Origin of the sequence: Nocardia concava NBRC 100430, assembly GCF_000308815.1 — a bacterium.
In the GTDB taxonomy this organism is placed as follows: Bacteria; Actinomycetota; Actinomycetes; order Mycobacteriales; family Mycobacteriaceae; genus Nocardia; species Nocardia concava.
This window is the reverse complement of record NZ_BAFX01000017.1, coordinates 14413-30974: the sequence shown is the minus strand read 5'-3', so window position 1 is coordinate 30974 and position 16562 is coordinate 14413. Positions and strand designations below refer to the sequence as shown.

The following is a 16562-nucleotide window of genomic DNA, read 5'->3' as shown; positions in this document are numbered from 1 at the left end:
GTGGCCACCGGGCATCGGGGCGCGCGGATTCAGCGGGGTGCGTGCAGTCGTTCGTCCAGCACGCGGGCGACGATGGCGAGCGCGTGCGGTGACGTCATCTCGTCGTGGTTGACCTCGATGTCGTGGTTGGTGATGTCGCCGGTGATGAACGGCCGCCACCCTTCCGGTCCGAAGATCTCGGTGCTGTCCACGGTGGCGCTGAAATACACTGCGTCACCGTGGAATACCGGCCGCCGGTAGCCGGTGCGGGCGCGGCCGGAGGCGTTGTAGGAGGCGGCCATGCGCTCGAGTGTGGCGGCGTCGATGAGGGAGACGCCGCCCATTCGAGCGCGCACCAGTTCGACGACGTCCTCGGCGGTGGCCTCGGGCGGGATGTCGGTGATGCCGAGCATCGGGCCGAAGGCCTCGACCAGGGAGACGGCGGTCACCTGCTCGTGGCGGTCGGCGTCGGCGTCGCCGCTGTCGGCGTCCAGCAGGGCGAGGGTTCCGATCTGTTCGCCCTCGGCCTGGAGTCGGGCGGCGACGGCGTGGGCGATGAGTCCGCCGAACGACCAGCCGAGCAGATGGTACGGGCCTTCCGGTTGCAGGCGGCGGATTTCGCGCAGGTAGCGGTCGACGAAATCGTCGATGCTGTGGACCTGTGATTCACCCGAGAGGTCGGGGGCCTGCAAGCCGTAGATGGGGATGCCGGGGGCGAGCAGTTCGCCCAGACCCAGATAGCTCCAGGCGATGCCTGAGGCGGGATGGATGCAGAACAGTGCCGGGCCATCGCCCTCGGTGCGGATGGGGAACACCACGTCCAGGCCGAATCCGGTGGGGCGGGCGGCAAGTTCGGTGGCGAGGGCGGCAGCCTCCGCCTGTTGCGCCCGCAACCGTGACTCCGCCTCGGCCGCGGCGCGGGCGGCCGGTGTCTCGGCGAAATCGGCTGCCGCGGTCAGTGCTTCGATCCACAACTGCGCCAGGCTCTCGACGTCGTCGCGAATCAGCAGCCTGCTCGGGTAGCTGATGTTCGCGCGCAGCTGTCCGCCGACGACGACCGCGTTGATCTCGATCTCCGCGGCGATCGGCACGTCCGGGTTTTCGGGGGCGTGTAGTTCGCCGAAGTCCTCGGCCGGCAGCCAGCCCAGGCCCTCCAGTCCGGCAGGCAGGTCGGCGTCGGCGTAGCGGCCCAGGTAGTTGAAGCCGATGCGGCCGGGCACACGGGCCGGGAGCTGCCGGGCGGTGTCCGCGTTGAGGTAGCGCAGCAGGCTGTACCCGATGCCCTTGTCCGGCAGGGCGAGTCGCTGCTGTTTGGCGGCGCGGATGGCCGCGCCCATGGCGGACCCGCCCGCGAGGGCGTCGTCGATGTCGATGCCGGAGAGGTCCATGCGCATCGGGTACATGCTGGTGAACCAGCCGATGGTGCGGGACAGGTCCGCGCCGGGGATGATCTCCTGCTGCCGCCCGTGGCCTTCCATGCGGATGAGGACCGATGAGCTCTCCGTCGAATGCGCTGCCCGCCAGTGCAATACAGCCAGCGCCAGTCCGGCCAGCAGAGCGTCTTCCACCGATCCGTCGAACAATGCGGGCAGTGTGGTGAGCAGTGCCGTGGTGACCTCGGGTGAGGCCGCGATATCGATGGCGCGGGCAGTGCCTGTGCTGTCGACGGCGGCATCGAGTTCGCGGGGTCCGATGAGCGGGTCCGGAGCGTCGGCAATGCCACGCCAGTAGTCGAGTTCGGCCACCCGGGTGGCGCTGTGGGCCTCCTCGCGCAGGGCATGCGCCCAGCGGCGCATGGACGTTCCGGTCTCGGGCAGGATCGGGGTCGCGCCCTCGGCGAGTTGCGCCCAGGCCGAGATCAGGTCCGGGATCAAGATGCGCCAGGAGACGCCGTCGATCACGAGGTGATGCGCGACCAGCAGGAGCAGGCCATTGCGGCGGGCCGCATTATCGGCGGGGTCGAGCCAGATCAGTTGCAGCACTGTGCCGTTGGCCGGATCGAGCCGGTCGAGTGCCGAATCCAGTTCGGCCGCGGCGAGTTCACGTTGCGCGGGAACGTCGGAGGCGGTGAATACGACCTGGCGCAGCAGTGCGTCGACATCGACGGCGCCCGGCTGCCGGGTGCTCAGTCGCCAGTCCCCCGCTTCCCGGGCCAGCCGCGCGCGCAGCATGTCGTGCCGCGCCACTACCGCACCGACGGTAGCGACGATCTGCGCGCGAGTGATCCCGGCGGGCAGTTCCAGCACCGCCGACTGGGCGAAGCGCCCGAAATCGCCGCCGCGCTCGGTCATCCAGCGCACGACCGGGGTGAGCGGAAGGTCGCCGATGCCGCCGCCCTCGAGCTCCTCGAGGACCACGGCCTCCCCCGCCGCGTCGGCGAGCGCCGCCAGCGCGGCCACGGTGCGATGCTCGAACACCTGCATCGGGGACAGTTCGATGCCGCGCAGGCGCGCCCGCGAGACCAGCTGGATGGCGAGAATGCTGTCGCCGCCGAGCGCGAAGAACGAATCCTCCACGCCGACCCGTTCCCGGCCGAGGAGTTCGGCGACGATCTCGGTCAGTGCGATCTCGGTGGGCGTGGTCGGCGCGCGGTATTCGCTCTCGGCCTCGAAGACGGGTTCCGGCAGCGCCTTTCGATCGAGTTTGCCGACGGTATTGACCGGCATGGCATCGACCACCACGAACGCCGAAGGCACCATGTAGGCGGGCAAGGCTCCGGCGGCGTGGTCGCGCAGCGCGGCGAGATCGAGTTCGGTCCCGGGCTCCGGGACCACGTACGCGGCCAGCGCCATGCCGCCGCCCGGTCCCCGCACACCGAGCGTGACGGCGGATTCGACGCCCTCGGCGCGCGACAGTACCGCGTCGATCTCGCCGAGCTCGATGCGCTGGCCACGGATCTTGACCTGGAAGTCGGTGCGGCCCAGGTATTCCAGCCGCGGCGAGGCGGGGCTGCCGATCCATCGGACCAGGTCGCCGGTGCGGTACATGCGGTCCCCTGGTGCGCCGTAGGGATCGGCGACGAATCGGGCCGCGCTCAGTCCGGGGCGTGCGTGGTAGCCGCGGGCCAGGGCGGGTCCGGCGAGGTACAGCTCTCCGGCGGCACCCATCGGTACCGGTCGCAGCCGGGCGTCGAGGACCAGGGCGGACGCGCCATTGATCGGGCCACCGATCGTGATCGGCCGATCGGGTCGCAGAGCCTCCGAAGTCGTTGCCCAGACGGTGAATTCGGTCGGTCCGTAGACGTTGAGCAGCGTACGGCCCGCGGACCAGCGCTCGGCCAGTTCCGAGCCGATGGCCTCGCCGCCCACGCCCGCCACCCGGACACTGGGTACCGCGGCGGGATCCATGGTCGCGAGCACCGAAGGTGTCATGGCCAGGTGCGTGACCTGTTCGGCGGCCAGCAGATTCTGCAGGGCATCGCCACCGAACACGTCGGGTGGCGCGACCACGGCCGCACCGCCGAAGCCGAAGGCCATGAGGGCCTCGTGCATGGAGGCGTCGAAACTCGGTGAGGCGACCAGCAATACGCGGGAGGTCTCGTCGACCTGGAAATTGTCGCGGATCGCGGCCAGGAAGTTCGCGAGCCCGCGATGCGAAACCGCCACGCCCTTGGGGGTTCCGGTCGATCCGGAGGTGTAGATGAGCCAAGCCGGGTTGTCCGGGTGGACGGCGGCGAGCATCGGCGAGGCGGCCTGATCCTCGAATGTGTTCGCGCCCAGCAGCATCCATTCGACGGTGTCCGGCAGTTGCGGCCGGTACGCCTCGGTGGTGAGGCCGAGGACGGCACCGGAGTCGGAGAGCATGTGTTCGATGCGGTCGAGCGGATTGCGCGGGTCCACGGGCAGGAACGCGGCACCGGTCTTGGCGACGGCCCAGACGGCGGTCAAAAGCTCAGCGCCGCGTGACAGTGCCAGGGCCACAACGGTTTCCACCCTTGCCCCGGCGGCGGAGAGCCGAGCGGCCAGGGCGTCGGACGCACGGTCGAGTTCGCGGTAGGTGAGGGTACGGCCCGCGGCGATCACGGCCGGGCGATCGGGGTACGCGGCGGCTGTGGCGGTGAGTATCCGCGCCAGAGTGATTGGCGCGCCGGTGCGGTGTGGTCCGTGCGACGGCACCAGCGCTTCGCTCTCGGCGGCGTCGAGAAGATCGATGTCCGCCACGCGAATCGCCGGATCGGCGGTGCCCGCGGCCAGCACGCGAACGAACCGTTCGGCAAGCGTCGCCACGGTGTCGCGGTCGAAGAGATCGGTGGCGTAGACGAGCCGGCCGTTGATCCCCGCCGGTTCACCGCCGGGACCGAACTCCTCGCTGAAGACCCATTCGAGATCGAACTTGGATCCCGGCGCGGGCGCCTCCACCGGGCTGATCGTCAAGCCGGGCAGGGTGGTTCGCGGTGCCCGCAGGTTCTGGAAGGCGATCAGCACCTGGAACAGCGGATGGTGGGCGGTGGAGCGTTCAGGGGCCAGCGCGTCCACGAGGCGCTCGAAGGGCAGCTCCATGTGTTCGTAAACGGCCAGGTCCGACTGGCGGACGGCGTCGAGCGCGGTGGCGAACGCGGCGTCGGGGTCCAGCTGGGTACGCAGCACCACGGTATTGACGAACATGCCGACCAGATCGTCGAGTTCGCCCTCGCCGCGTCCGGCGACGACCGAGCCCAGGGCGATGTCGTGTTCGCCGGAGAGGCGGGCCAGCAGGATCGACAGCGCGGTGTGCACCACCATGAACGGGCTCGCGCCGCGTTCGCGGCCGAGGGTCTGCAGCCGGTCGTGAATCTCGGCGGGGATGGTGAATTCGATATCGGCGCCGCGACCGGAGGGCCGGGGCGGGCGGGGGCGATCGGTGGGCAGGCCGTGCACGTCCGGCAGACCGGCGAGGGCGGTGCGCCAGAATTCGAGTTGGCGGTGGGCCAGGGCATCCGGGTCGTCGTCGGTGCCGAGCAAGTCCTGCTGCCACAGTGCGTAATCCGCGTATTGGAGCGGCAGGGGGTTCCACTGCGGTGCGGTGCCCGCCGCGCGAGACAGATACGCGCCCACGATGTCCCGGGCCAGCGGGGCCATGGACCAGCCGTCGGCGGCGATGTGGTGCACGGCCCAGGCCAGCACGGTGTGCTCGGGGGCGACGTGCACCACACAGACTCGCAGCGGTGTTTCGCGGGTGACGTCGAAGCCGCGCGCCAGCTCGGACGCGAGTACGGCCTCGACCTCGTCGGCGGCCGCGGTGACCTCGGTGATCGGCGTGGATCCCCTGGTGGCAGCCAGAATTCGCTGATACGGCTGTCCGGACTCGTCGACCGGGTAGATGGTCCGCAGGCCCTCGTGCCGGGCGACGACATCATCGACGGCGGCACGCAGGGCCGTGATATCCAGTGCCCCTTCGATATCGAATGCGCCCGGGATGTTGTAGGCCGGGGATTCCGGTTCGAGCCGGTTGAGGAACCACATGCGCAGTTGTGCCGCGGAGAGCGGAATGCTTTCGGGCCGTACGCGAGCCGTGAGTGCCGGGCGCGCGGCGCGTTCGCCCGTGCGGAGGGCGGCGGCGAGCGCCGACACCGTCGGGGCATCGAACAGCGTCCGCACCGGGACCCGGGTGTCCAGGGCCGCGCCGAGTCGCGCGGTCACCTGGGTGGCGAGCAGCGAGTTGCCGCCGAGGGTGAAGAAGTGGTCGTCCGCGCCGACCCGCTCCTCCCCCAGGACGTCGGCGAACACCTGGGCGACGAGCGTCTCGAATTCGCCTTCGGGGGCACGGAATTCGCGGGTTCCGAAGACCGGCTCGGGCAGGGCGCGGCGGTCCAGCTTGCCGACCGGGGTCAGCGGCAGCTCGTCGAGAACCGTGATGACCATGGGCACCATGTATTCCGGCAGGCGCTCGGCGAGATACGCGGTGAGCGCCGCGGTGTCGATGGTGTGGCCCGGGGCCGCGAGCACATAGGACGCCACGATCGTGGATCCGGCGGCGTCGGTGCGCCGGTGTCCGAGGGTGACCGCGAAATCGACGGACTCGTGGGCGACGAGGGCGGCGTCGATCTCGCCGAGTTCGATGCGGAAGCCGCGCACCTTCACCTGGAAGTCGTTGCGGCCCATATATTCGATGGCCGGATGCCCGGTGGCGTCCTGTCGCCAGCGGACCAGGTCGCCGGTGCGGTACATGCGCTCGCCCGGGGAGTCCGCGGGCTCGTAGGGGTTGGCGATGAAGCGCTCGGCGGTCAGGCCGGGGCGGGCGTGATATCCACGCGCGAGCTGGATGCCGGACAGGTACAGCTCGCCCGTGACGCCGTCGGGGACCGGCCGCAGCCGCTGGTCGAGGACCAGCGCCCGCGCGCCGTGCAGGGGTGCGCCGATCACCAGCGGATCACCCACGGCCAGCGGGTGACTCATATTCGTGACGATGGTGGTCTCGGTCGGGCCGTACACATTGACCAGGGCTCGTGCCGAGCCGTCGGCGGCGGGAGCCGTCCACTTGGCCACCATGTCCGCGGGCATGGCCTCGCCGCCGGCGGCCAGCACGCGCAGGCTGTCCAGTCCGGTCGGATCCAGGGTGGCGGCCGCGGCGGTGGTGATGAACGCGTGGGTGACGCGCCCGCCGCGAATGACCTCCGCCAGTTCCTCGCCGCCGAGGATGCCGGGCGGGACGACGACCATGGTGGCGGCCGGACCGATCGCCAGCAGCAGCTCCAGCATCGCGCCGTCGAAGCTCGGGGACGCGAAATGCAAGGTGCGCGAGGTGGAATCGACCCGCAGGTGATCGCGCTGCGCGCGGCTGTAATTGGCCAGACCGGCGTGGGTGACCAGCACGCCCTTGGGCACGCCGGTGGAACCGGAGGTGTAGGTGATGTAGGCGATATTGCCCGGCCGCAGCGGTGCATGGCGATCGGCGTCCGATATCGGTGTGGCCGAATGCTTTCCGATGGCCGCGACCAACTCCGGGTCGTCCAGTGCGAGCCACGGGCCGGGTAGTGCGGGCAGTGCCGCGAGGGCCGGGCTCATGGCCACGCCGAACCGTGCTCCCGAGTCGGTGACCATGTGCTCGATGCGGTCGGCCGGATAGTTCGGGTCGATGGGGACCAGGGCCGCACCGGCCTTGGTGATCGCCCACATGGCCACCACCGAGTCGATCGAGCGCGGAACGGCCATGGCCACCCGGACATCCGGGCCCGCGCCCCGGGCGATGAGTTCGCGGGCCAGGCGAGTCGAGGCGGCATCCAGCTCGGCGTAGCGCAGGGTGCGACCGGCGCAGGTGACGGCCGGGCCGTTCGGATTCACGGCGACCGCCGCGGCCAGCAGCCGCGGCAGGGTGGACGGCGGCACCGCCGGGCCACCGGTGCGAGCCAGCAGGTCCGCGCGTTCGACGCGATCCAGCAGTTCCAGATCGCCGACCGGCATTGAGGGCTCGGCAACGATCGCCTCCAGCAGCCGCAGGAACCGATGCGCGAACACCGCGACCGTCGATTCGTCGAAAAGGTCACGCGCGTAGGTGAATACGGCCGCCATGCCGTCTTCGCCGTCTTCGCGCATGGTGAGCATCAGGTCGAATCTGCTGGTGGTCTGCGGCATATCGAGCGGGACCACGGTGAGTTCGGGCAGCCGCAGCTCCGGGATCACCAGGTTCTGGTAGACCAGCAGGACCTGGACGATGGGATGGCGGGACTCGGAGCGCGCCGGGGCCAGCACGTCCACCAGGCGTTCGAAGGGCATGTCGGCGTGCTCGAAGGCGGCGAGGTCGGACTCGCGGACGCGATCCAGCAGGTCGTCGAAGCTCTCCCCCGGGCGAATCCCGGTGCGCAGCACCAGGGTATTGACGAACATGCCGACCAGGTCGTCGAGTTCGCGACGGCCGCGTCCGGCGACCGGAGTGCCGACGGCCACGTCCTGACTGTCGGCCGAGCGCGCCAGCAGTACGGCCAGCGCGGCGTGCACCACCATGAACGGGGTGGCGTGGTGGGCTCGGGCGAAACGCTCGATGGCGGAGGTCAATTCGCCGTCCACCCGTGCGGTCCAGTCGGCCGCGCGATGCGAGGCGCGCGCCGGACGGGGGCGGTCGGTCGGCAGTTCCAGGTGGTCGGGCAGGTCGGCCAGGGTTTGCGTCCAGTACCGGACCTGGCGGGCCAGTAGTGACTCCGGGTCGTCCTCCGTACCGAGCCGATCTCGCTGCCACAGGGCATAATCCGCGTATTGCACCGGCAGCGGCTCCCACGCCGGTGTCTGTCCGGCGGCGCGGGTCGCGTAGGCGGCGGCCAGATCGCGGGTCAGCGGGGCCATGGAGAAGCCGTCGGTGGCGATGTGGTGGGCGACGAGCACGACCACGTGCTCCTCGGCGGCGATCCGGAACACCCGCAGCCGCAACGGAACACCGGCGGTGACGTCGAATCCCTCCGTGACAGTGCGGATCACCAGCTCGGCGATCCGATCAGCGGTGACCGGGACGGGTTCGAGGTCGAGAGATACTTCGTGCGCGGGGTGAATCCGCTGGACCCCGACGCCGTCGACGTCCGGATAGTCCGTGCGCAGGGTCTCGTGACGGTCGAGCACGTCGTAGACCGCGGCCCGCAGCGCCGCCATATCCAGATGACCCGAAAGCCGCAGTGCCACCGGCACGTTGTAGGCCGGAGAGCCGGGATCGAAGCGGTTGACGAACCACATGCGCTGCTGCGCGGGCGACAGCGGCACGGCCTCCGGGCGCGGCCCGCGAACCAGCGCCGGGCCGTCATCCGCCGATTCCGCCGCGCTCACGCGCCGGGCCAGATCCGCGACGACCGGGGCCTCGAAGAGCATGCGCACCGGAACCGTGACGCCCAGGGCCGCGCTCAGCCGCGCCACCGCCCTGGTGGCGATGAGCGAATCCCCGCCGAGGACGAAGAAGTCGTCGCGCGCACCGATCCGGTTGAGCCCCAGGACATCCGCGAAGATCTCGGCGATGATCTTCTCCTCGCCCACCGGCTCGACATACTCCGCCTGCGCCACTCGCGGCTCCGGCAGCGCCCGCAGATCGACCTTGCCGCCGACCGTGCGCGGCAACTCCGGAAGCACCTGGATGCTCGACGGCACCAGGTAGCGCGGCAGACGCCCACCGAGCCATGCCGACAGGTCGCCGACATCCAGCGTGGAGCCGGGTTCGAGTGCGACGTAGGAAGCCAGGGTCGTCGCACCACTCTGTGTGCGGTGGGCGACGGTGATCGCCGCCGTCACCATCGGATGGGTCAACAGTGCCGCGTCCACCTCACCGGGCTCGACACGAATGCCGCGAATCTTCACCTGGAAGTCGGTGCGCCCGACATAGGCGAATCCGGCGGGCGTGCACCGCATCAGATCACCGGTCCGGTACATGCGGGCACCGGCGGTGTAGGGATCGGCCACGAACCGCGTCGCGGAAGCCGCTGCGCGCCCGGCATATCCGCGCGCCAGGGCGGGCCCCCGAAGGTACAGCTCACCGACCGCGCCCAGCGGCACCGGACGCAGCCACTGATCCAGCACCAGCATGCTCGCGCCCGGCACCGGAGTGCCGATCACCGACGCGGTGTCCGGTGTCATCGGATCGCCATAGCTGGTCGCGATGGTGGCCTCGGCCGGACCATAGGAATTCACCAGCAACCGACCCGAACCCACCCGCGTCACCAGAGCAGGCGGGCACGCCTCACCACCGGCGACAATGGCCCGCACCGACCGCAGATCCTCGGTCTCGAGCGTCCCCAGCACCGACGGCGTGCAAATGAGATGCGTCGCAGCGCTTCCGGTGATCGCGGCCGCCAACTCGGCCCCCGCATTGGCCTGCGGCGGGGCCAGCACCAGCGTGCCGCCGGCGGTGAAGGTCGACAGCCACACCAGAATCGCGGCATCGAAAGCCGGATGCAGACAGTGCATCACACGCGAATCGCGGTCGATCCCCGCCCGCTCGATCGAGGCGGCGGCCATGCTCGCGAGACCGGCATGGGTGACCACGACACCCTTGGGGGTGCCGGTGGAGCCGGAGGTGAAGACCACATACGCGGCATGCTCGGGCCGCAGTGGGGCCAATCGGTCGGTGTCGGTCACGGGCGCGTCCGACAGCCCTGCAGCGCTGCTCGGTCGGCCAGAAGCGCCCCTCGGCGTCCCGGTATGAGCGCCCCTTGTCATCCCGGCATGTTCTTGGCCGGGATCCACTCCGGCAGGGTGGATTCCGGCCAAAAGCGCGCCGGAATGACGGGGCGAGGTATCGCCGGAGTCTTCAGCCTCGACCACCAGGTCATCCAGCTTCAGCCAGCGCAAAGTCGGCGGCAGGTCGATATCGGGTGAAGTCGTGGTGATGCCGAGTGTCGCACCACATTCCGCCGCCATCGATGCGGTCCGCGCGGCCGGTTGTGTGCTGTCGACCGGGACGAAGGCCGCACCGGTCTTGGCCACCGCCCAGATCGCCACCATGGCTTCGACAGAACGCGGCAGGACCACCAGCACAGCCTGCTCCGGGCCCGCACCGGCCTCGATCAGGATGCGCGCCAGCCGATTCGAGAGTGCGTCCAGTTCGCTGTAGGTGAGGTCGGTGGCGTGGAAGGGGTAGTGGGCGGGCACCCTTTCCGCCGCCGCTGCGGAGGCTGCGGCCGCGCGAACAGCGACGTCCTGTGGGAATCCGGTGGCGGTCAGCAACTCCGGGAGCAGGCGGACCGGGTGTGCCGGTGCGCCGTGCTGGATGGCGGGGGTGTCCAGCGGGTCCGCTTCGGACAGGGCCGCGGTGCGGCGCTGCGGGTCGACCGCGATCTCGGCTAGTAGGCGTGCCAGGGACTGGACGATCGAATCTGCCTGTGGGGCATCGAAGTAGCGGGGGGAGCGGGTCAGTTCCAGGCGGAGGCCGGTGTCGGCGTAGGCGGCGAGGGACAGGGGGTAGTGGGTGCCGTCGTGGCCTTCGATGCCGGTGACAGAGAGTTGGGCCTGGCGGGTGGCGGCGGTGAGGGAGGCGGCGTCGACGGGGTAGGACTCGAAGACGGTGGCGGTGTCGAAGAGGGGGCCCAGGCCGGTGCGGGCGTGGATTTCGTCCAAGCCGAGGAATTGGTGTTCGGCCAGGGCGGCCTGTTCACGCTGGACCCGGGCCAGCAGGTCGGCGACCGGTTCGGCGGGGTTCAGGTGGATGCGGACCGGGACCGTGTTGACCAGCATGCCAACCATGCGTTCGGCGCCGGCGAGTTCGGGCGGGCGGCCCGAGACGGTCGCGCCGAAGACGATGTCGGCGGAGCCGGTGAGTCCGGCCAGGGTCAGCGCCCAGGCGGCCTGGACCAGGGTGTTAATGGTGACCTGGCAGTCCGCGGCGGTGGCCCGCAGGCGGTCGATCAGGCCCTCGGGCAGCGGGACATCGTGGGCGACGGGGCCGGTGGCGGCGTCGGCGCGGGGTGCGCCGGGGGCCACCAGGGTCGGGCCGTCGAGCCTGGCCAGCGCCTCGGACCAGGCGGTGCGCGCGCGATCGGCGTCACGGCCGGCGATCCACTCCAGGTAGCGACGGAACGGCACCGGAGGCTCGAATCCGCCGGTGTCACCGGAGTTTTCGTACAGGGCGATCAGTTCCGCGAACAGCAGCGGCATGGACCAGCCGTCGAGGATGAGGTGGTGGTTGGTGATCACCAGACGGAATCGCCGCTCCCCCAGTGCGATACACAGGAAGCGCAGCAGCGGAGGGGTATCCACGGAGAAGGGGATGCGCAGTTGCTCCGCGGCCAGCTCATCCAGTTCGGCGGGCGTCGCATCCAGTGCCTCGCGATACTCGCACGGCACCTCGACGTGGGCAGAGATCACCTGCACGGCCCCATCGCCGGATTGCACGAAGCCCGCGCGTAGCACATCGTGCCGCCGGACCAGCGCCTCGGCGGCCGCGGTCAGGCGGTCGAAATCGAGGTCGGCCTCCACATCGATGACGGCCTGCACCGAGTAGCCGTCCGGGCCGCCCTCGGCCAGCTGGGACTGGAACAGCAGGCCTCGCTGCAGGGGCGTCAGCGGCCAGGCGTCGTCGAGGCGGCCGTAATCCCGTTCCCAGCCATCGATATCGGTCTGCGTGACCGACAGCAGGTCCAAGTCGCTCGGGGTGAATCCGCTGGTCTCCGGATCGGCGACCAGCGTCGCGATCTCGGTCACCGCCGAAACCCATTCCCGCGCCAGCGCTTCCACGTCGGCGGCGTCGATCGCGGCGGGCGCGAACTGCCAAATGGCCCGAATCCGTTGCCCGCCGGCCGATTCCAGTGTCACCGCGTCAACGGCGAGTACGGCCGCCAGCGGCATGTCCGGATCGGCGTGGCCGCCCATGCGGTCCACCATCGACACCGGCAGCCAGTCGCCCTCGCCCACACCGTCGGGGATCTGGCCGAGATAGTTGAATCCCACCTGCGGTTCCGGCAACTCGGCCAGTTCACGCGCGGTGTCGGGGTTCGAGTAGCGCAACAGGCCGAAGCCCATGCCGCCCCGCGGAACTGCGCGCAGCTGCTCCTTCACGGTCTTCACAGCGGCCGAAACCGTCTCCGACGCAACGGGTCCGATCCGCACCGGCACCTGAGCGGTGAACCATCCGACCGTGCGGGACAGATCCGCGCCCGGCACCGCCGCCTCCTCGCGCCCGTGCCGTTCCACACCGACGACGGTCGCGCTCGCCGATTCCCCACGTGCGCCGCGCCATCGAGCGATGGCCAGGGCCAGCGCGGCCAGCAGCGCGTCCTCGACACCGCAGTGATACGCCGAGGTGATCCGGCCGATCAGCGTGGCCGAGACCGCGCCGGGCACGTCGGCCTCGAGCCGCCCGGCTGTCCCGTGCGTATCCACCGCCGGATCGAGCCGACGAGCGCCGAGCACCGTGTCCGGAGCCAGAGTCGTTCGCCAGTAATCCAATTCGCCCGACGGCCAGTCTTCCGATTCGGCGAGTGAGGTCAGCGCGTGCGCCCAGGTGCGCATGGAGGTGCCGGTCTCCTGGAGTTCCGGCGTCGCCCCGGCCGAAACCTGCGTCCATGCCGACAGCAGATCGGGCAACAGGATCCGCCACGACACCGCATCGCACGCGAGGTGGTGCGCCGCGATGAGCAGCCGCCCGGAGTCCGTCGGCCCGGCATCCAGCCAGGTGCACGCGAGCATGACACCCGCGCGAGGATTCAGCCGGTCGACCGCCTCGGCAAGCTCACGCGAGACCGCGTCGTCATCGATATCGGCTGCGGCGCAGCCAATTCGGGTCAGCAGGGCGCTCGCGTCGGCATGCTCGGGGATCTCCAACTGCGGCCCGTCGTCGGTGTCGACGACCTGCGCCCGGAGCATGTCGTGCCGGTCCAGCAGCGCCTGAACGCTGCGGGTGAGGGCCTCGGGATCGACTCCGCCGGGCAGCCGGACGACCATGGACTGCGCGAAATGCTCCCAGCCGGGCCGGGCCAGCAGCCACGCGGCGACCGGAGTGAGCGGCAGGCGGCCGATGCCGCCGCCGGGGAGTTCGGCCAGGCGGGCCGGGCGATCCTCCAGGCGCGCCGCCACCGCGGCCAGCGCCGCCGGCGTGCGGTGTTCGAACACCTCGCGGGCGGAGAACACCAGCCCGGCGGCGCGGGCGCGCGAGACCAGGGTGATCGCCATGATCGAATCGCCGCCGAGCGCGAAGAACGACGTGTCGGGGGTGACCGCGTCGCTGGCGAGGATCTCGCCGTAGAGCTCGCAGAGCAGCCGCTCGGACTCGCTGGCCACGGCGCGGCGAACCGGCTGCGCCACAACCGGTTCCGGCAACGCTCGCCGGTCGACCTTGCCATTGGCGGTGAGGGGCAGCGCACCGAGCACCGTGACGGTGGCGGGCACCATGTAGGGCGGCAGCCGATGCGAGGCGTGCTCGAGCAGTTCGGCCTCGGTCACCTCGGCTTCGGTTCGCGGCACGACGTAGGCCGCGAGCATGGCCCCGCCGCTCGGTGTCGGCCGCGCGACCGTCACGGCGATCTCCACCGCCGGATGCGCGTTCAGCGCGGCATCGATCTCGCCGAGCTCGATGCGCATCCCGCGCAGCTTCACCTGGAAATCACTGCGCCCGACGTATTCGAGGACACACGATTCCGCGCCCTCGACCCGGATCCAGCGCACCAGATCCCCGGTCCGGTACATGCGGGTCCCGGCGGGCCCCGACAGGGCGGGTACGAAGCGTTCAGCGGTCAGTGCGGGGCGGCCCACATAGCCGCGTGCGACGCCCGGGCCGGTCACGTACAGCTCACCGGCGACACCCACGGGCACCGGGCGCAGCCAGCGATCCAGCACCAGCATGCCCGCGCCGCAAATGGGATCGCCGAGACCGGCGTTCTCCCCCGGCACCAGGCCCTTGGTGTAGGTGACGGCCACGGTGGTCTCGCTGGGGCCGTACGAATTCAGCAGTTCGCGTCCGATTCCGAAGCGCGCCACGATCTCCGGCGGCGTCGGCTCACCACCCGAGGACACCGCGCGCACCCCGTCCAGGGCGTGCGGATCCAGGGTCGACAGCACCGCGGGCGTCGAGCACACCTGGGTGATCCCGTACTCCCGGACCAGCGCGGCGAGCTCGGAGCCCAGCACCGGATCGGGCTCGGCGACAACAAGTGTCGTGCCGGAGGCGAAGGCCATCAGCCATTCGAGGACGGCGGCGTCGAAGCTCGGATTCAGGCATTGCAGCACCCGCGCGCCGGGAGTCACCCGATACGAATCCACCACGGCCGCGGCCAGACCCGCGAGCCCGGAGTGGGTCACCACCACGCCCTTCGGCACACCGGTCGAGCCGGAGGTGAACACGATGTAGGCCGGATTCGCCAAGCGCGGACGAACCGGCACCTCGTCGGGTGTCAGCGGTGCCGTGGAATCGCTGCCCGCCCCGTCCACGAGATCGTCGAGGACGATCCACCGCACCGAATCCGGCAGGTCACCGGACTCCGTGGACAACGTGAGCCCAATGGTGGCATCACATTCGGCCGCGATCCGCGCGATCCGGTCCCCGGGCATGCCGGTGCCCAGCGGTACGAACGCCGCACCGGTCTTCGCGACCGCCCACAACGCCACCATGGCCTCGATCGAGCGCGGAAGCCGTAGCAGCACCGCGGATTCCGGACCCAGGGCACCGGAGGACGCAGCGATCATCCTGCGCGCCAGCCGATTCGAGAGACCGTCGAGCTCCCCGTAGGTCAGCCGCCGCTCACCGGCCATGACCGCCACGGCCCCGGGCCCGGCGGTGCGCAGCCCGGATTCCAGAATCTCCGGCAGCAGGCGCGGTTCCGGCGCGGGCCCACCGTGCGCCCCGGCGAGCACCGGCTCATCGTCGACTGTGCTGTAGCTCAGCGCCGCGATCGGGGTGTCGACCTCGGCGTCCAGCAGCGAGTCGAGCAACCCGAGGAACCGCCGGTGATGGGTGCGCAGCGAATCCTCGTCGTAGAGCCGGGGATTCGCCGCGAAGTCCACATGAATCGGCGCATCCGCACCGTGCTGGTAGAAGTTCACGAACAGGTCCTCGATGGGACCCGAGGTCAGCACGTGCAGGCTGGATTCCAGTCCCGCGAAATCGATTCCGGCCGAGAACATCATGATGTTGATGACCGGCCCGACGATCCCGCGGCTGAGCTCCGGCTGTCCCGCGCCATCCCCCTCGCGCATGTCCTCGTGCCGGAATCGCTGATGCCGCAACGCACCCGAGGCCGCGACGCCCAGCGCCGCCAGCACCTCGCCCACCCGCCCAGTCCTTGGCACCCGCACCCGCAGCGGCACCACATTGGCGATCATGCCGCCCGAACGCCGCAGCACCGCCGTGGTCCGGCCGGAGACCGGCAGGCTCAGCACCACGTCCTCGGTGGCGGTGATCCGCCCGTAGTACAGGGCGACGGCCGCCATGACCACACCGGCCGCACTGCTGTCGAACCGGCGCGCGGCGGCTTGCAAGCGCGCCGAGGTCGCCTCGGGCAGCTGCTCGCGGGCCTCGCGCGCCAGGGTGGCGGCGGGCGCGGTGGCGGCCACCAGGCTGCACCGCTCGGGCATGGCGGCGGTGACCTCGCGCCAGTACGCGGCGTCGGTGGCGAACCGGGTCGATTCCCGGTACGCCATCTCCGCCTCGTGCACCTCCGCAAGGGAGGCCGCGGTGCCGGGAGGCGCCGTTTGCCCGTGCACCGCGGCGTTGTACAGCTCGGCGACCCGATACAGCATGGTCACCGAACCGAATCCATCGATGAGGATGTGGTGTGCTCTGGTGTACCACAGGTGATGGGACTCCCCGACCCGGATCACCGTTGTTACTCCGGCATTCTCACCGAGCAGGTCGATCGGCTCGGCCACTTCCGCCCGCATCCAGGCCAGCGCCGCGCCCACCGGATCGGGCCGGTCGCTGAAGTCCAGGAACCCGACCGCCGGCGTGATGGCCGGGTCGACCAGCTGATACGGCCGGCCCTCGATCTCGGTGAGTCGCAGTACGCCGGAACCGAATTCGCGCGCGGCCTGGACGGAGGCCCGGCGCAGCGCGTCCAGATCCAGCGGTCCGCGCATCTCGATGTACTGGGCCTCCGACAGCGGCACCGTCGGATCCAGTTGCTGCGCATACCACATGCCCTGCTGGGCGGGGGACAACGGAAAGACGGTGGCGGTGCGATCCGCCGCGAGTTCACGCGTCATGCTTGC

At 70.5% G+C, this 16562-nt stretch carries 1 protein-coding gene; it reads right to left on the bottom strand.

Going from position 1 to position 16562, the window contains the following annotated elements:
• Positions 1–29 precede the first annotated feature (29 nt).
• Complete coding sequence (locus ON43_RS04540) at positions 30–16556, bottom strand: non-ribosomal peptide synthetase (protein WP_040803877.1); 16527 nt, start codon at positions 16554–16556, stop codon at positions 30–32.
• Positions 16557–16562 lie beyond the last annotated feature (6 nt).

Coding starts and splice junctions, on each gene's coding strand:
- ON43_RS04540 (WP_040803877.1), bottom strand. CDS start 16,556: ATGACGCGTGAACTCGCGGCGGATCGCACCGCCACCGTCTTTCCGTTG.